The organism is Pseudomonas sp. PA1(2017) (assembly GCF_001945375.1).
Classification (GTDB): Bacteria; Pseudomonadota; Gammaproteobacteria; order Pseudomonadales; family Pseudomonadaceae; genus Aquipseudomonas.
In genome coordinates this window covers 613,414-630,813 of the sequence record NZ_MSXU01000001.1, presented here as the reverse complement: position 1 = coordinate 630,813, position 17,400 = coordinate 613,414, and the positions used below count along the sequence as shown (strand labels likewise).

The following is a 17,400-nucleotide window of genomic DNA, read 5'->3' as shown; positions in this document are numbered from 1 at the left end:
AAGCTGGGCGCGTTCGTCGGGGTTTTCAGGTTGGTCAGGCATCGATTTCAGCTGCTCACGTTTGAGCAAATGAGTAAGTCGAGGAGCCGTTTTGCCATGCCCATCTGATGAATTGCGCAAGCGAGGAGCCGTGCATGGCCGATAGCCGTCGCATTTCCCTGGATGCGCTGCAGATCACTGAAGCGCCGCACTACCGTGGTGCCAGCGACGCGCTGGACTGGGAGAATTCCCCGACCCTGCGCGACCTCACCGAGTGCCTGTTCTTCTCGCCGGGTGACGGGCGAATCTGGCTCAACGACCAGCGCATGGTGTTGTTGCATTGCGAAGCGCTCGGCGCGCTACGCCGCGAGCTGATCGACAGCCTCGGCCTGGAGCGTGCCCGCGGTTTGCTGACTCGCGCGGGGTACCTGTCCGGCGCCCGGGATGCACGGCTGGTGCAGCAGCGCTGGGCGGACGCCGAGCCAGCGTCGATCTTCGCCGCGGGCATCCGCCTGCATGGGCTGGAGGGTATGGTCAAGGTCGAGCCGCTGCACTTCGAATTCGATGTCGATCGCGGCCACTACGACGGCGAATTTCTCTGGCACCACGCCCACGAAGACGACGAGCACATCGCCGCCTATGGAATCGGCAATGACCCGGCCTGCTGGATGGAACTGGGCTACGCCACCGGCTACGTGAGCGGTCTGTTCGGCCGCCTGGTGGTGTTTCGCGAGGTGGAATGCCGGGCCATGGGCCACCAGGTATGTCGCGTACTGGGCAAGACCGCCGAGCTGTGGGGTGATGTCAGCGAAGACCTGCGCTATCTCAACGCCTCGACCGAGGAGGGCGAGCGCAGCGGCCTGGAGCGAGCGGCCTATCAGCCGCTACCGGCCAGCGCCGGGGAAATCGACGAAGGCCGCATGATCGGCGCTTCGGCCGCCTTCAACGCCGCCTTCCAGTCGTTGCAGCGGGTGGCGCGCACGCCGGCCACGGTGCTGTTCGGCGGCGAGTCGGGGGTTGGCAAGGAGCTGTTCGCCAGCAACCTGCACCGCATGAGCGAGCGCCGCGACGGGCCGTTCGTGGCGCTCAACTGCGCGGCCATCGCCGAGAGTCTGATCGAGGCCGAGCTGTTCGGCGTCGAGCGCGGTGCCTTCACTGGCGCCAGCCACTCGAGGCCCGGCCGCTTCGAGCGCGCCCAGGGCGGCACGTTGTTTCTCGACGAGGTGGCCTGCCTGAGCCTGCCGGGCCAGGGCAAGCTGCTGCGCGCCCTGCAGGAACGCGAGATCGAGAGGGTTGGTGGTACTTCGGTGATCAGCATCGACGTGCGGGTGATCGCCGCCACCAACGTCGACCTTCGTGCGGCGGTGCGCCGTGGCGAGTTTCGCGAAGACCTGTACTACCGCCTCAACGTCTACCCGATCCATATTCCGCCGCTGCGCGAGCGGCGCGACGACATTCCGCTGCTGGTGGATTTCTTCATGCGCCGCTACTGCGAGCGCTACGGGCGAACCCCGGTCGGGCTGACCATGCGCGGCCTCAAGGCGCTGCTCAACTACAGCTTCCCCGGCAATATCCGCGAGTTGCAGAACCTGATCGAACGCGGGGTGATCGCCAGTAACGAAGGCGCGCCCATCGACCTCAACCACCTGTTCCGCGATGAAGAACTGCCGGCCGAGTTCTATTCGCTGCTGCAGCAGGGGCGGCTGGTGCAGCATCAGGATCGGCCTGGCGAAACCGACCTGCTGACTCGTCTCGGTTGCCCTGACCTGCCCGATGCCAACCTGTCGCTGCAGGCCGTGGAGAACCAGTTGCTCGAGCAAGCCTTGCAACGCAGTGCCGGTAACCTGGCTGCGGCTGCCCGCATGCTGGGGCTGAGCCGGGCGCAGTTTGCGTATCGGCTGAAGCGGGCGCGGGTCGGTTGAGATTATTGGCGGGCATGAACTAGGCGTTCCCGCCCGCTCCCACGCCTCGGATGGCTCCCACACATTTTGTGGGAGCGCGCCATGCGCGCGAATGGTTAGCGAGCACTAGGCTGGCGCCACTGAATCAACACGTGGGGCGATTCATGCCTATGCCATCGAAACCGAGCTATCGTGCCTTGCGTAGAGGCCGTGCCTCCTGTCCGGGCGCGGCCTATCTGGTTACCACCATCACCCGCGATCGCACACCGGTGTTCAGCCATTTCCCCGCTGCCTGTGCAGCTGCCCGCTTCCAACGCTCCTTCGTGACAGCCATATGCTCGTCTGGGTGCTGATGCCGGATCACGCCCATTGGCTGATTCAATTGGGCGAGGCGGACAGCCTGGCTGCTTTGGTGAATCTGCTGAAGTCGTCGAGCAGTCGGATGGCGGGAAAATGTGTGGGCACCGAGAGGGGTATCTGGGCGTCGGGCTTCCATGATCATGGTCTGCGCGTCGAGGAGGATTTGCTCGGTGTGTCGCGTTATATCGTGGCCAATCCGCTACGAGCTGGGTTGGTCAGGCGGGTGGGGGATTATCCGTTCTGGAATGCGGTCTGGCTCTAGGTGTGAGTCGACTGCTGAGTTTTTCGCGGGCATGGCCCGCTCCCACAAAAGCTGTCCTCGGCACCAAATTTTTCAGTGCCCGCAAATCCCACGTGGGAGCGGGCGGGGACGCCCAGTCCATGCCCGCGAAGGGGCTACCGAGCACCGCTGACCCTGCTGAATGAACACGGGCTTGCTAGCGGCGCGCCGGTTAAAACTTACACCTGTGCATCCTCGCGCTGCTCGTCGCTTGGCTCCTCGATCCGATACCAGGCCACATACAGCGCCGGCAGGAATAGCAGGGTCAGCAGAGTGGCGCTGAAGATGCCGCCGATCATGGCGTAGGCCATCGGCCCCCAGAACACCTCGCGGGCGATGGGGATCATGCCCAGGCTGGCGGCGGCGGCGGTCAGCAGGATCGGCCGGCGGCGGTGGTGGGTAGCGTCGATCACCGCCTGCCAGGGCGAGTCGCCGGCCCGCTCGAATTCGTCGATCTGGGTGACCAGGATCACCGAGTTGCGGATGATGATGCCGATCAGCGCCAGCACCCCGAGAATCGCCACGAAGCCCAGCGGCGTGCCGGTCGGCACCAGAGCCAGTACCACGCCGATCAGGCCCAGCGGCGCCACGCTGAATACCAGGAAGGTCTTGGCCACGCTGTGCAGCTGGATCATCAGGAAGGTGGCCATCAAAAACAGCATCAGCGGCAGTACGCTGGCGATCGGGCCTTGGGCCTTGCCGCTTTCTTCCACGGTGCCGCCGGTGGCGACGCTGTAGCCGTTGGGCAGCCCATCTGAGAATTTCTGGATGTCCGGCGCCAGGTTCGCCACCAGGTCGGTGGGCTGGATATCGCTGACCACCGCGGCCTTGAGGGTGATGGTCGGCTTGCGGTCGCGGCGCCAGACCAGCGGTTGCTCCAGCTCGTAGCCGACGGTGGCGAAGGCACGCAGCGGAATGGCCACGCCGTTGGGGTTGACGATCTGCAGGTTTTCCAGGGTTTGCGGCGAGCTGCGTTCGCTGTCTTCGGCGCGGCCGATCACGTCGATCAGGTAGATGTCGTCTTTCACCTGGGTGACCGTGGTGCCGCTGACGATGCCGTTGAGCAGATTGGCGACGTCTTCGGAGGACAGCCCGAACTGTCGCGCCTTGTCCTGGGCTACGTCGATGCGCAGCACCTTGCCGGGCTCGTTCCAGTCGTAAACCATCTCGCCGATGTCCGGGTTCTCGTCCAGCAGAGTGGCCAGCTCCAGGGCGTGCTTGCGCACCTGATCGACGTCCGCGCCGCTGATCCGGTACTGGATCGGCCGGCCCACCGGCGGGCCCATTTCCAGAGGCTGCACGAAGGTGCCGATGCCGACGAAGTCCTCGCGCAGGCGTTTGTTGAGCTTGGCTACCAGGCGATCACGGGCATCGATGTCCTGGGCGACGATCACCAGCTGGGCGTAGAACGGGTTCTGCAGTTGCTGGTCCAGCGGCAGGTAGAAACGCAGTGCACCCTGGCCGATGTAGGTGCTCCAGCGGGCGATGTCCTCGTCGCCCTGCAGGGTGGCTTCGAGGCGGTCGACCTGGGCGCGGGTCTCGTTGATCGAGGCGTTCTGCGGCAGGTTGAGGTCGACGAGAATCTCCGGGCGATCCGAGGCAGGAAAGAACTGGCTCTGCACCATCGTCATGCCGGCCAGGGAGGCGGCGAACAGGGCGATGGTCAGGCCGATGGTCCACCAGCGGTGCCGCATGGCCAGCAGCAGGCCCTTGTCGAACGCGCGGGCGATACGACCGGGGCCGCTTTCCTTGGCCTTCATGCGCTTGGGCAGGATGTGCACGGCGATCACCGGGGCGAACACCACGGCCACCAGCCAGGACAGCGACAGCGCCACGGCGATCACCGCGAACAGGGTGAAGGTGTACTCGCCCGCCGAGCTGGCGTTGAGGCCGATGGGCACGAAGCCGGCCACCGTCACCAGGGTGCCGGTGAGCATCGGGAAGGCCGTCGAGGTGTAGGCGAAGGTGCCGGCGTCGTGCAGTGAGTCGCCCTTTTCCAGGCGGGTGACCATCACTTCCACGGTGATCATCGCATCGTCGACCATCAGCCCAAGGGCGATGATCAGCGCGCCCAGGGAGATGCGCTGCATGGTGATGCCGCTGTATTCCATGAACATGAACACCATGGCCAGCACCAGCGGAATCGAGCAGGCGACCACCAGGCCGGCGCGGATGCCGAGGCTGACGAAGCTCACCAGCATGACGATCAGTACCGCTTCGAACAGGGCGCGGGTAAAACCGCTTACGGCTTCCTCCACCACTTCGGCCTGGTCGGACACCACATGCACGCCAACGCCCACCGGCAGGTCGGCGGTCAGCTCATCCATTTTCGTGTGCAGGGCCTTGCCGAAGGTCTGGATATTGCCGCCGTCGCGCATGGCGATGGCCAGGCCGATGGCCGGCTTGCCGTTGTAGCGGAACAGCGCCTGGGGCGGGTCGACGTAGTCGCGGGTGATCTCGGCGATATCGGTCAACCGATAGAAGCGGTCATCCATACGCAGGTTGACGTTGCGCAGGTCGGCTTCGGAGGCGAACTGGCCGCTGGTGCGCACGGAAATCCGCTCCGGCCCGGCCTCGATCACTCCCGAGGGCGTCACCGCGTTCTGCGCCTGCAGGCTCTGGATCACCTGGCTCTGGTCGATGCCCAGGGCGGCCAGCTTGCGGGTCGAGAAGTTGAGGTAGAACACCTCGTTCTGCTGACCGACCATCTGCACCTTGCCCAGGTCCGGCACGCTGCGGATCTCGGCGCGGACCTTTTCCACGTAGTCGCGCAGCTGGCGCATGCTCAGGCCATCGCCGGTGAAGGCGTAGATGGAGCCGAACACGTCGCCGAATTCGTCGTTGAACGACGGGCCCTGCAGGCCCTGGGGAAACTCGCCGCGGATGTCGTCGATCTTCTTGCGCACCTGGTACCAGATGCCGTCGATGTCGCCGGCCTTGGTGGTGTCGCGCAGGAACACCATGACGGTCGATTCGCCCGGCCGCGTATAGCTCTTCACGTAATCCAGCGAGTCCAGCTCCTCGAGCTTCTTCTCGATGCGGTCGGTGACCTGGTTGAGGGTTTCGTCGACCGTGGCGCCCGGCCAGCGGGTCTGGATGACCATGGTCTTGATGGTGAACGCCGGGTCTTCCTCGCGGCCCAGGTTCATGTAGGAGATCACGCCCATCAGCAGCGACACGAACATTAGGTACCAGACGAACGACTGGTGGCGCAGCGCCCAGTCCGAGAGGTTGAAGCCGTCCTTGCGCGGCGCCTGCTGGGTCATGGTGCGACGCCCTCATCGATGCGGATCTGCTGGCCGTCCCTGAGCTCGCTCAGGCCGGCGCTGACTACCTTGTCGCCGGCCGCAAGGCCCTCGACGCTGATCTGTTCGCCTTCGCGGCCGACCACCCGCACGTTGCGCGGGTGCACGGTCTTGGCCTGGGTGTCGATCACCCAGACGCGGCTCTGGCCGTCGACCTCCTGCACGGCGGCGGCCGGCAGCAGGCTGCGCGGGGTCTGCGCACGGGTCAGGCTGATGGCCACGGCGGTGCCCAGGCGCAGGCCGGGCGGGGTTTCTTCCAGGGTCAGCCGAGCGCGACGGGTGCGGGTGGCGGCATCGGCGCGGGGCTCCAGCTCACGCAACTGGCCGCGGGTGGCGATGCTCGGGTCGAGCTGGGAGGCGACATTGAATTGCACCTGATCGTCCAAGCCGTCGGCCAGTTCCACGGGTAGGTCGAACACCGCCTCACGCACGTCCGGGCGGGCCAGGGTGACCACTTCCTGACCGGCGCCGACCACCTGGCCGGCCTCCACGTGCCAGGCGGTAACCACCGCAGCGAAGTCGCTCTTCAGGGTGCCGTAGTTCAGGCGGTCGCGGGCCTGGCGGGTGGCAGCCGCCGCCTGGTCGCGGTTGCTGCGGGCGTTGCTCAGTTCGGTTTGCGCCTGCTCCAGGGTGGCCTTGGCACCGACGCCACGGTCGAACAGTTCCTGCTGGCGGCGCGCGTTGGCCTGGGCATTGATCCACTGCGCTTCGCTGCGCGCCTGATCACCCTCGCTGGCGCGCAGGGCGTTCTGCTGATCGGTGGGATCGAGGGTGGCCAGGGGCGTGCCGGCCTGCACCTCGGCGCCGGCGTCCACCAGGCGGTGAGAAACCCGACCGCCGACGCGAAAGCCCAAGGTGCTCTGCACCCGCGCCTCGATGGTACCGGCAAAGCGGCCGAGCACCTGCTGATCCTGCTGCTGCACTTCGCTGTACAGCACCGGGCGGATCGGCTCGGGTTTCTCGTCTTCGGCGCAGCCTGCCAGCAGCGCGGCAACCAGCGTGAAAGCCATCGCGCGCTTCATGGCTGCTGCTCCTGCTGTGGATTCTGCTCGTGGGCCTCGGCGACTTCCACCTTCTGGCCGGGGTGCAACAGTTGCCCGCCGGCCACCACCACGCGGTCACCGTCCTGCAGGCCGGCGCGGATGATCACCTTGTCGGTCAGGTAACGACCGACCTGCACCGGATGCAGCTGCACCACATCGCCGTCGCCCAGGCGCCACACCGCCGGTTCGCGCTCGGCCTTGGTGAGTGCCGACCAGGGCAGCTCGACGCTGCGTACCGCCGGATTGCTGACATGGGCGCTGACGGTGGAGCCCAGGGTCATCGCTGCCGGCACCTGCTCCAGGCCGACCTTGACCTGCACCGTCCCGCTCTGCGCCGACACCTGCGGGTTGACCTCGCGCACCGTGCCGCTGGCGCCCACCTCGGGGTTGTCGAGCAGGCTCACGTGCAACGGCTGGCCGGGTTCGACCAGCAGCGCTTCGAAGACGTTGAACACCGCATCGCGCTCGCCCTCGCGGGCCAGGCCGAAGATCGGCGTGGCCGCCTGCACCACCTGGCCGACCTCGGCCTGCCGGGCGGTGATCACCCCGTCGCTCTCGGCGCGCAGCTCGGTGTACCCGGCCTGTTCGCGGGCGTCGGCAAGTTGTGCTTCGGCGGCGGCCAGGCTGTTGCGCGCGCTGCGGTCGCTGGCCACGGCGCTGTCGTATTCGCTGCGGCTGGTGTAGCCCTTGGGCAGCAGTTGCTGCTGGCGCCAGAGGTTGGCGGCGCTGAGCTTGACCTGGGCACGGGCGGCTTCGGCGGCCGCTTCGGCGGAGCGCACGGCGTTGCGTTGGTCCTGCGGGTCGAGGCGGGCCAGGACCTGGCCCGCCTTCACGGCATCGCCGACGTCCACCAGGCGCTCGGTGATCTTGCCGCCTACGCGGAACGACAGATCGGTTTGAATGCGCGCCTGGATATCACCGGTAATGGTGGCGTCCGCGGCGTAGTCGACCTGGCTGACGGTGGCCACTTTCACGCGCGGATGCTTGGGCGCGGGCGGCGTCTCCTCGGCGCAGCCGGCCAGCAGCGCGAAAGCCAGCAAGGCCGCGACGAGGCGAGGCAACGCAGAGGTCGATACGGGCGGCATGGAGACTCCGGCACGGCAGGACGCGAGGGTGTGTGCAGATGCGACCGCACCAGGCGACGAACGGTTCAGGCTACTCGTGCGACGAGCGTGGCTTGTGCTGGGGACGCAATCCAAATACTGTATTTATATACAGTTATCGAGCTCGAGCCATGAACCCGACTTCAGCGCCGCGCGGGCGCGGCACCGCCAGCAAGCCGCACAATCGTTTCGCGCCCACCACCAGTGAGGCCGAGGACGACGGCTGGTATCAGGAACAGACGCCGCTGACCTTCGTCACCGAGGTGCGCCACGAACGGGCGAAAACGGTGATCAGCCGCAACAGCTCGCCGGACGTGGGCTTCGACCGCTCTGTGAATCCCTACCGCGGCTGCGAGCACGGCTGCATCTACTGTTTCGCCCGGCCCAGCCATGCCTATTGGGACCTGTCGCCGGGCATCGATTTCGAGACCAAGCTGATCGCCAAGACCAACCTGGCCGATCGCCTCGAAGAGCAGTTGAGCAAGCCGGGCTACGTGCCGGCGCCCATCGCCCTGGGCATCAACACCGACGGCTACCAGCCCATCGAGCGCGAACACCAGCTGACCCGCCAGGCTCTGGAGATCCTGCTGCGCTATCGCCACCCGGTGAGCATCATCACCAAGAGCGCGCTGATTCTGCGCGACCTGGATCTGCTCGAAGAGCTGGCCAGCCGCAATCTGGTCAGCGTGGCGTTCAGCGTCACCACCCTGGACGACGAGCTCAAGCGCATCATGGAGCCGCGCACCGCAGCACCCAAGGCGCGTTTGCGGGCGATGAAGACCCTGCACGAGCACGGTGTGCCGGTCGGCCTGATGGCCGCGCCGATGATCCCGATGATCAACGACATGGAGCTCGAGCGCCTGCTCGAAGCGGGCCGCGAAGCGGGTGCCAGTTCTGCCGGGTACGTGCTGCTGCGCCTGCCGCTGGAGATCGCCGATCTGTTCGAGGAGTGGCTAAAGACCCATTTCCCCGACCGCGCCGAACACGTGATGAGCCTGATCCGCCAGTCTCGCGGCGGGCAGAACTACGACAGCCGTTTCGGCGCGCGAATGAAGGGTGAGGGGCACTTCGCCGAATTGTTGGCGCAGCGCTTTCGCCTGGCGCGCCGCCGCTACGGTTACGACGGCAGCAAGCGCGCCGTGCTGGACTGCTCGCAGTTCGCGCCGCCGGGGCAGCAGATGGGGTTGTTCTGAGGGCTGCTTGAGGCGCTAGCCTGCGCTCGACCCTGCCACGCACTGGCGATGTCCGCAGCTCTGGAGCCTGGCGTTGAGCGTAGCGATACCCAGGTTGGATACTGGTCGTGTCATGGATCGTTAGCGCGGTGCACGACACGGCGAAAATATGGTCGACATTGACGGGCGGGTGGAGATTTTTCACGCCGACGTGTCTTGAGTGGTTCTGCCACAGTCAAATCCTTCGATCTCGTCGGCAGTCCTGCCGGCTGGAAAGCTGTGCGCTGTCGCACGCTTCGTCTCCCATCCGTACGCGAGGTAACGCTAATGCCTGGTAATCGTCGTCCTGCCGAGAGCACCCCCAAGAACGCCGCTTCGGCCGCCGAGGCGCTTGATCATCTGGTCGAAGGTTTTCTGCGCTTTCGTCAGGATGTGTTCCCGCAGCAGCAGGCGCTGTTCAAGAAGCTGGCCCATGCCCAGTCGCCACGTGCCATGTTCATCACCTGCGCCGACTCGCGCATCGTGCCCGAGCTGATCACCCAGAGCGAGCCGGGCGACCTGTTCGTGACCCGCAACGTCGGCAACGTGGTGCCGCCGTACGGCCAGATGAACGGCGGCGTGTCCACCGCTATCGAGTACGCGGTCGCCGCCCTGGGCGTGCAGCACATCATCGTCTGCGGCCACTCCGACTGCGGCGCGATGAAGGCCGTGCTCGACCCGGAAACCCTGGAGCGCATGCCGACGGTCAAGGCCTGGCTGCGCCATGCCGAAGTGGCCAAGACGGTGGTCGCCGACAACTGCGGCTGCGCCGATCACACCACGCTGGGCGTGCTCACCGAGGAAAACGTGGTGGCCCAGCTCGACCACCTGCGCACCCATCCGTCGGTGGCCTCGCGCCTGGCAGCCGGCCAGCTGTTCATCCATGGTTGGGTGTACGACATCGAAAGCAGCGAGATCAAGGCCTACGATGCCGAAACCGGTGAGTTCCGCCAAATCGGCGACGGCCCACTGCCGATGGCGACGCCGCGCCCGCGTTATCCACAGGGTTGATCGACCCTACGGCGTCCCACCCTACGAATTGTGGGAGCGGGCATGGACTAGGCGTCCCCGCACGCTCCCACAAAAGCAGGTGATCCGCCGCTTGGACTTTTAACGGGCTTGCATGCGTCATCGCCTCAAGCTGTGACCCATTTCCCGTTCTGAGTCGAACCAGCGAACCCGCTGGACTGTGCTAGGGTCTTTAGTCGGTCGGTTGGCCCGCGCATGAGGCGCGTCCAACCGGCAATCACCGACAAGAACAAGACGATGCCGGCCCGCCATGTCCCGATCGCAGAGAACGCTCGACCCCTCTTATGAGCTGATGGATGACCACGAAGGTCATTCGCTGATCTATCGCCAGCACGGCTTTCCCAGCCCGCTGGTGCGCTGGCATTTCCACAAGGAATACGAGCTGCACCTGATCGTCGCCAGCGCCGGCAAGGTGTTCATCGGCGACTACATCGGCAATTTCTCTCCCGATACCCTGTTTCTCACCGGCCCCAACCTGCCGCACAACTGGATCAGCCAGATGGCGCCGGGCGAAGCGGTGGCCGAGCGCGACATGCTGGTCAACTTCACCGACGAGGTGCTGGAAAGCGGCACCGCGGTGTTCGCCGAGCTCAAGGACCTGCAGCCGCTGTTGGCCCGCGCCCAGTACGGCATCGAGTTCCGTTGCCCGCACACCATCGGCGAGGCACGCCAGTTGCTGCAGCGCATCGCCAATTCCCAGGGCATGACGCGCCTGGGGCACTTCTTCATCCTCATGGAATTGCTGGCCGGCTGCGAGGCGTACCAACTGCTCTCGGACCGCACCGCTGCGCAGCTGGCCGACGAGCACCACGTCGACCGCATCAACCGCGCCGTCGACTACATCTTCCAGCGCTATGCCCAGGAACTGAGCCAGGAGGAAGTGGCCGAGTACCTCGGGATGACGCCCACCTACTTTTCGCGCTTCTTCAAGCAGGCCACCGGGCGCGGCTTCGTCGAGTTCGTCAATCGCATGCGGGTGAGCAAATCCTGCGAGCTGCTGACCCAGAGCGACAAGCCGGTGACCGAGGTGTGTTTCGAGTCCGGCTTCAACAACATTTCCAACTTCAACCGGCGCTTCCAGCAGCTCAAGGGCATGACGCCCAGCGGCTACCGACGGCTGGTTACCCAGCGAATCACGGCGCAAAACCTGTACTGATTCCGTCGCCCCAATCTGACGGGAAATAGCCGAAAGCGTCGTGCTTGACGTGTTGGATGGCTATTTCCTGGCTGCCTTGGTTTTGCCGTTCAGTGCAAAAAAGTATCGGTTGCAGTGCAGTCGAGGCGTTGTTCGGGTTCGGCGCTAGGGGTGTAATCCGGGTCGGCCCACAAAAACAATAACGTCTCCCGAGGCTCACCGGGCCAGGGAGAGGAGTTCAAGACCATGAACCATACGCTCAAAGTATTCGTAGCCGCTTCATGCCTTTCCCTGACCGTCGGCGCCCAGGCTGCCGAGACCGTGACCATCGCCACGGTCAACAACAGCGACATGATTCGCATGCAGCGCCTGGCCAAGACCTTCGAAGAACAGCACCCGGACATCAAGCTCAAGTGGGTGGTGCTCGAAGAGAACGTGCTGCGCCAGCGCCTGACCACCGACATCGCCACCCAGGGTGGCCAGTTCGACGTGCTGACCATCGGCATGTACGAAGCGGCGCTGTGGGGCGAGAAGGGCTGGCTGGAGCCGATGAAGGACCTGCCTGCCGATTACGCCCTCGACGATGTATTCCCCTCCGTGCGCGAAGGCCTGTCGGCCAACGGCCAGCTCTACGCACTGCCGTTCTACGCCGAAGCCTCGATCACCTATTACCGCACCGACCTGTTCGAGCAGGCCGGGTTGAAGATGCCCGAGCAGCCGACCTGGGAGCAGATGGCGGAGTTCGCCGGCAAGCTTCACCAGCCGGACAAGGGCCAGTACGGCATCTGCCTGCGCGGCAAGGCCGGCTGGGGCGAGAACATGGCGCTGATCACCACCGTGGCCAACGCCTACGGCGCGCGTTGGTTCGATGAACAGTGGAAGCCGGAATTCACCGGTAGCGAGTGGAAGAACGCGCTGAACTTCTACGTCGACACCATGAAGAAATACGGCCCGCCGGGCGCCTCGAGCAACGGCTTCAACGAGAATCTGGCGCTGTTCAACAGCGGCAAGTGCGCCATGTGGGTCGATGCCAGCGTGGCCGGCTCGTTCGTTACCGACGAGTCGCAGAGCAAGGTCGCCGACTCGGTGGGCTTCACCTTCGCGCCGACCCAGGTCACCGACAAGGGCGCCTCCTGGCTGTACTCCTGGGCGCTGGCGATCCCCACCAGCTCCAAGTCCAAGGATGCCGCCAAGACCTTCAGCGCCTGGGCCACGTCCAAGGCCTACGCCGAGCTGGTCGCCGAGAAGGATGGCGTCGCCAACGTGCCGCCAGGCACCCGCGCCTCGACCTACAGCGATGCCTACATGAAGGCTGCGCCGTTCGCCAAGGTGACCCTCGATTCGCTGAAGAAGGCCAACCCGGCCGACCCGAGCGCCAAGCCGGTGCCGTACGTGGGCATCCAGCTGGTGACCATTCCCGAGTTCCAGGCCATCGGCACCGCCGTCGGCAAGCTGTTCGCCGCCGCCCTGACCGGGCAGATGCAGCCCGAGCAGGCGCTGCAGGCCGCGCAGCAGAGCACCGAACGGGAAATGAAGCGCGCCGGGTATCCGAAGTAAGCACGCCCGGTGGTGGGCCGCCGTGCAGCGGCCCACCGCGGGTGATCAGACAACGCCTGGGTCACTCGGCCCGATCCGTCATACCCAACCGCTCATTGCGGAGCCCCCATGGATAACACAACCCTCGACTCCCGCTCGCCAGCGGCAGGCGAAGCCGTCGCTACGCGGCGCAAGCGCCTGGCGCCCGGCTGGTTCCTGGTCAGCCCTTCGGTGGTTCTGCTGCTGATCTGGATGATCGTGCCCCTGGGCATGACCATCTACTTCTCGCTGATCCGCTACAACCTGCTGTACCCCGGCGAGAACGATTTCGTCGGCCTGGAAAACTTCGAATACTTCGTCACCGATGCCGCCTTCCTGTCCGGCGCCGGCAACACCCTGCTGCTGGTCGGCAGCGTGCTGTTGATCAGCGTGGTGTTCGGCGTGTTGATCTCCGCGCTGTTGGAAGCCAGCGAGTTCTTTGGTCGCGGCATCGTGCGGGTGCTGCTGATCTCGCCGTTCTTCATCATGCCGACGGTCAGCGCGCTGCTGTGGAAGAACCTGATCTTCCATCCGGTATCGGGGATTCTCGCCGCCGTATGGCAGTTCTTCGGCGCCCAGCCGGTGGACTGGCTGGCGCACCACCCGCTGTTCTCGATCATTCTCATCGTGTCGTGGCAGTGGTTGCCGTTCGCCATCCTCATCCTGATGACCGCCATGCAGTCGCTGGATCAGGAGCAGAAGGAGGCCGCGCGCCTCGACGGTGCCGGCCCGTTGGCCATCTTCTGGCACCTGACCCTGCCGCACCTGGCACGGCCGATCGCCGTGGTGGTGATGATCGAAACCATCTTCCTGCTCTCGGTGTTCGCCGAGATCTACACCACCACCAGCGGCGGCCCGGGTTACGAGTCGACCAACCTGGCCTACCTGATCTACACCCAGGCGCTGCTGCAGTTCGACGTGGGCATGGCCTCCGCCGGCGGGCTGATCGCCGTGGTCATCGCCAACATCGCCGCCATCGTGCTGATCCGCATGATCGGCAAGAACCTGACCGACCGGCAGTAGGAGCAGAGCATGCTGACTCTCAAGCAATCCCGTCGCCTGCAAAGCGTGCTGGTCGGCACGCTAGCCTGGGCCGTGGCCGCGCTGATCTTCTTCCCGATCTTCTGGATGGTGCTGACCAGCCTGAAGACCGAGCTGGACGCGTTCGCCACGCCGCCGCAGTTCATCTTCCCCCCGACCCTGGAGAACTACCTGCACATCAACGAGCGCAGCGACTACTTCGCCTATGCCTGGAACTCGGTGCTGATCTCCTTCGCCGCGACCCTGCTATGCATGCTCATCGCGGTGCCGGCGGCCTACTCGATGGCGTTCTTCGAGACCAAACGCACCAAGGGCACGCTGCTGTGGATGCTGTCGACCAAGATGCTGCCGCCGGTGGGCGTGCTGGTGCCGATCTACCTGCTGGCCAAGCAGTTCGGCCTGCTCGATTCCCGTATCGCGCTGATCGTCATCTACACCCTGATCAACCTGCCGATCGTGGTGTGGATGGTGTACACCTATTTCAAGGACATTCCCGGCGAGATCCTCGAAGCGGCACGGCTCGATGGTGCCACCACCTGGCAGGAGATCGTTCGCGTGCTGCTGCCCATCGCCCGCGGCGGCCTGGCCTCGACCATGCTGCTGTCGCTGATCCTGTGCTGGAACGAGGCGTTCTGGTCGCTCAACCTGACCAGCTCCGCCGCCGCGCCGCTGACCGCGTTGGTGGCCTCCTACTCCAGCCCCGAAGGCCTGTTCTGGGCCAAGCTTTCCGCCGTTTCGACCCTCGCCTGCGCGCCCATCCTGATCTTCGGCTGGATCAGCCAGAAGCAGCTGGTGCGTGGTCTGTCGTTCGGCGCCGTCAAATAAGAGGTTTACGTCATGGCTGATTTGAAAATCCGCAACCTGAAAAAGGGCTTCGACGGCACGGCGATCATCAAGGGCATCGACCTGGATATCGAAAACCGTGAGTTCGTGGTGTTCGTCGGCCCGTCCGGCTGTGGCAAGTCCACGCTGCTGCGGCTGATCGCCGGGCTGGAGGAAGTCTCCAGCGGCACCATCACCCTCGATGGCACCGATATCACCGACACCGCGCCGGCCAAGCGCGACCTGGCGATGGTGTTCCAGACCTACGCCCTGTACCCGCACATGACGGTGCGCAAGAACCTGTCCTTCGCCCTCGATCTGGCCCGGGTCGGCAAGGGGGAGGTCGAGGAGAAGGTCGCCAATGCCGCGCGCATTCTGGAGCTGGGTGCGCTGCTCGAGCGCAAGCCCAAGCAACTCTCCGGCGGCCAGCGCCAGCGCGTGGCCATTGGCCGCGCCATCGTGCGCAACCCGAAGATCTTCCTGTTCGACGAGCCGCTGTCCAACCTCGATGCCGCCCTGCGCGTGCAGACCCGCCTGGAACTGGCGCGCCTGCACAAGGAGCTCAAGGCGACGATGATCTACGTGACCCACGACCAGGTCGAGGCCATGACCCTGGCCGACAAGGTGGTGGTGCTCAATGGTGGCCGCGTCGAGCAGGTCGGCTCGCCGCTGGAACTCTACAACCACCCGGTGAACCTGTTCGTCGCCGGCTTTCTCGGCACGCCGAAGATGGGTTTCCTGCGTGGCCAGGTGGAAGGCGTCGACGGCAGTCGCTGCCAGTTGCGCCTGACTTGCGGCGCAGCGCTGGACCTGCCGCTGGCCGCTACCGGCCTGCGCACCGGTGACCAGATCACCCTCGGCATCCGGCCCGAGCACCTCAACGTGGTGCCGGCCGGGCAGGGCCGCCTGCAGGCCACCGCCGACGTCAGCGAACGTCTGGGCAGCGACACCTTCTGCCACGTGCGCGTCGGCGAGGAAGACCTCACCGTACGGGTGCGCGGCGACTTCTCACCGGCTTATGGCGAAGCCCTGGCGCTGGATTTCGACCCGGCCCACTGCCACGTCTTCAACGCCGATGGCCTGGCCATCGACAAACGCATCCAGGCCGGCCAGGCCGCCTGACGCGCAGGAATCGCCCCATGAAACTCAATCGCAAGAACCTCTGCGCACTGGCCCCCGAAATCGACGTGCCAGCCTACGACCCGACCGACGTGCGCCAGGGCATCGCCCATATCGGCGTCGGCGGCTTCCACCGCGCCCACCAGGCGATCTACACCGAAGCCTTGCTCAACCGCGGCGAAGCCCGCGAGTGGGGCATCTGCGGCGTCGGCCTGCGCCGCGAAGACCGCACCATGCAGCAGGCGCTGGCCGAGCAGGATCACCTCTACACGATGTTCGTGCTGGGCGACGAGCCGGGCCTGGAAGTGCGCGTGGTCGGTGCCATCAACGGCATGTTGCTGGCCGAGGATTCGCCCGCCGCGCTGATCGACAAGCTGGCCGACCCGGCGATTCGCATCGTCTCGCTGACCATCACCGAAGGCGGCTACTGCATCGACGACAGCAGCGGCGAATTCATGGCCCACCTGCCGGACATCCAGCACGACCTGGCGCACCCGGAGGCGCCGCGCAGCGTGTTCGGTTTCCTCTGCGCGGCCCTGGCCAAACGCCGTGCCGCCGGCACCCCGGCGTTCACCCTGATGTCCTGCGATAACCTGCCGCACAACGGCGCGGTGACCCGCAAGGCGCTGCTGGCCTTCGCCCACCTGGCCGATCATGAACTGGCGGGCTGGATCGACAGCCATGTGAGCTTTCCCAATGCCATGGTCGACCGCATCACGCCGATGACCAGCGATGCTCACCGTGCCCAACTGGCCGAGCGCCATGGCATCGCTGACGCCTGGCCGGTGGTCTGCGAGCCGTTCCTGCAATGGGTGCTGGAAGACAAGTTCGTCAATGGCCGGCCGGCCTGGGAGAAGGTCGGCGTGCAGTTCACCGACGACGTCACGCCCTACGAGGAAATGAAGATCAAGCTGCTCAACGGCAGCCACCTGGCGCTGACCTACCTGGGCTTTCTCAAGGGCTACCGCTACGTTCACGAAACCATGAACGACCCGTTGTTCCGCCGTTACGTGCGCACCTTCATGGACCTGGACGTGACCCCGCAGCTGGCGCCAGTACCGGGCATCGACCTGGACGACTACAAGGACACCCTGATCGAGCGCTTTTCCAACCAGGCCATCGCCGACCAGCTCGAGCGCGTCTGCTCGGACGGCTCGTCGAAGTTTCCCAAGTTCATCGTGCCGACTATCAACCGCCTGATCGAAGATGGCCGGCCGCTGGAGCGCGCGGCCCTGGTGGTCGCGGCCTGGGCGCTGTATCTCAAGGGCGTCGACGAGACCGGTACCACCTACCGCATCCCAGATCCGCGCGCCGAGTTCTGCCAGGCGCTGGTGGCCGACGACGACAGGGTGCGCGAGCGTGTGCTGGGCGTCGAGGTGATCTTCGGCACCGCCATCCCACAATCGGCGGCCTTCGTCACCGCCTTCGAGCTGTGCTACGACAGCCTGCGCAAGCTGGGCGTGACGCGCACCCTGCAGACCTTGCTGGGTGACTGAG

Annotated in this window: 13 protein-coding genes; 10 read left to right on the top strand and 3 right to left on the bottom strand. The window is 65.5% G+C overall.

Translation table 11 applies throughout. From position 1 onward, the window contains the following. Positions 1–134 precede the first annotated feature (134 nt). Together BVH01_RS02850 and BVH01_RS24900 are read left to right on the top strand one after the other, a co-directional pair. Positions 135–1,901 (top strand): sigma-54-dependent Fis family transcriptional regulator, encoded by a 1,767-nt coding sequence (locus BVH01_RS02850; protein WP_075928869.1) that lies wholly within the window; start codon positions 135–137, stop codon positions 1,899–1,901. Positions 1,902–2,214: 313 nt separating this feature from the next. After that, entirely contained in the window at positions 2,215–2,502 is a 288-nt protein-coding gene (locus tag BVH01_RS24900) for a transposase (RefSeq protein ID WP_256562690.1), read from the top strand. 197 nt (positions 2,503–2,699) lie between these two features. Here the strand turns inward: BVH01_RS24900 and BVH01_RS02840 are convergent, their stop codons facing one another. The 3 genes from BVH01_RS02840 to BVH01_RS02830 are packed head-to-tail and all read right to left on the bottom strand — an operon-like array spanning position 2,700 to position 7,953. Then, positions 2,700–5,786 carry an efflux RND transporter permease subunit gene (locus BVH01_RS02840; protein ID WP_075928868.1) on the bottom strand — a complete coding sequence of 1,029 codons (3,087 nt, stop codon included), beginning with the start codon at positions 5,784–5,786 and terminating at the stop codon, positions 2,700–2,702. Beyond that, positions 5,783–6,847: an efflux RND transporter periplasmic adaptor subunit gene (locus BVH01_RS02835; RefSeq protein ID WP_075928867.1), complete on the bottom strand. Its 1,065-nt coding sequence runs from the start codon at positions 6,845–6,847 to the stop codon at positions 5,783–5,785. Before BVH01_RS02835 ends, BVH01_RS02840 begins: the two co-directional genes overlap by 4 nt. Next, entirely contained in the window at positions 6,844–7,953 is a 1,110-nt protein-coding gene (locus BVH01_RS02830) for an efflux RND transporter periplasmic adaptor subunit (protein ID WP_075928866.1), read from the bottom strand. Before BVH01_RS02830 ends, BVH01_RS02835 begins: the two co-directional genes overlap by 4 nt. Before the next feature lie 149 nt (positions 7,954–8,102). Here BVH01_RS02830 and BVH01_RS02825 point away from each other — a divergent pair, with 149 nt between their 5' ends. The 8 genes from BVH01_RS02825 (at position 8,103) to BVH01_RS02790 (ending at position 17,399) form a co-directional block, all read left to right on the top strand. Continuing rightward, on the top strand, positions 8,103–9,164 hold the full coding sequence (locus tag BVH01_RS02825; RefSeq protein ID WP_075928865.1) for a PA0069 family radical SAM protein: 1,062 nt from the start codon (positions 8,103–8,105) through the stop codon (positions 9,162–9,164). A 306-nt stretch (positions 9,165–9,470) separates the two neighbouring features. Beyond that, positions 9,471–10,193 (top strand): carbonic anhydrase, encoded by a 723-nt coding sequence (locus BVH01_RS02820; RefSeq protein WP_075928864.1) that lies wholly within the window; start codon positions 9,471–9,473, stop codon positions 10,191–10,193. A gap of 268 nt (positions 10,194–10,461) precedes the next feature. Next, complete coding sequence (locus tag BVH01_RS02815) at positions 10,462–11,367, top strand: AraC family transcriptional regulator (RefSeq protein ID WP_075928863.1); 906 nt, start codon at positions 10,462–10,464, stop codon at positions 11,365–11,367. Positions 11,368–11,592: 225 nt separating this feature from the next. Further along, positions 11,593–12,903, top strand: a complete 1,311-nt coding sequence (locus tag BVH01_RS02810) for a sugar ABC transporter substrate-binding protein (protein WP_075928862.1) — start codon at positions 11,593–11,595, stop codon at positions 12,901–12,903. A 108-nt stretch (positions 12,904–13,011) separates the two neighbouring features. Next, positions 13,012–13,944 carry a carbohydrate ABC transporter permease gene (locus tag BVH01_RS02805; protein WP_013793411.1) on the top strand — a complete coding sequence of 311 codons (933 nt, stop codon included), beginning with the start codon at positions 13,012–13,014 and terminating at the stop codon, positions 13,942–13,944. 9 nt (positions 13,945–13,953) lie between these two features. Continuing rightward, a complete protein-coding gene (locus BVH01_RS02800; RefSeq protein WP_075928861.1) occupies positions 13,954–14,787 on the top strand; it encodes a carbohydrate ABC transporter permease in 834 nt (277 codons plus the stop codon). 12 nt (positions 14,788–14,799) lie between these two features. Further along, the gene (locus BVH01_RS02795) at positions 14,800–15,906 is read left to right on the top strand and encodes an ABC transporter ATP-binding protein (protein ID WP_075928860.1); all 1,107 of its coding nucleotides are present in this window, start codon (positions 14,800–14,802) and stop codon (positions 15,904–15,906) included. Between the two features lie 17 nt (positions 15,907–15,923). Continuing rightward, on the top strand, positions 15,924–17,399 hold the full coding sequence (locus BVH01_RS02790; RefSeq protein WP_075928859.1) for a mannitol dehydrogenase family protein: 1,476 nt from the start codon (positions 15,924–15,926) through the stop codon (positions 17,397–17,399). Position 17,400 lies beyond the last annotated feature (1 nt).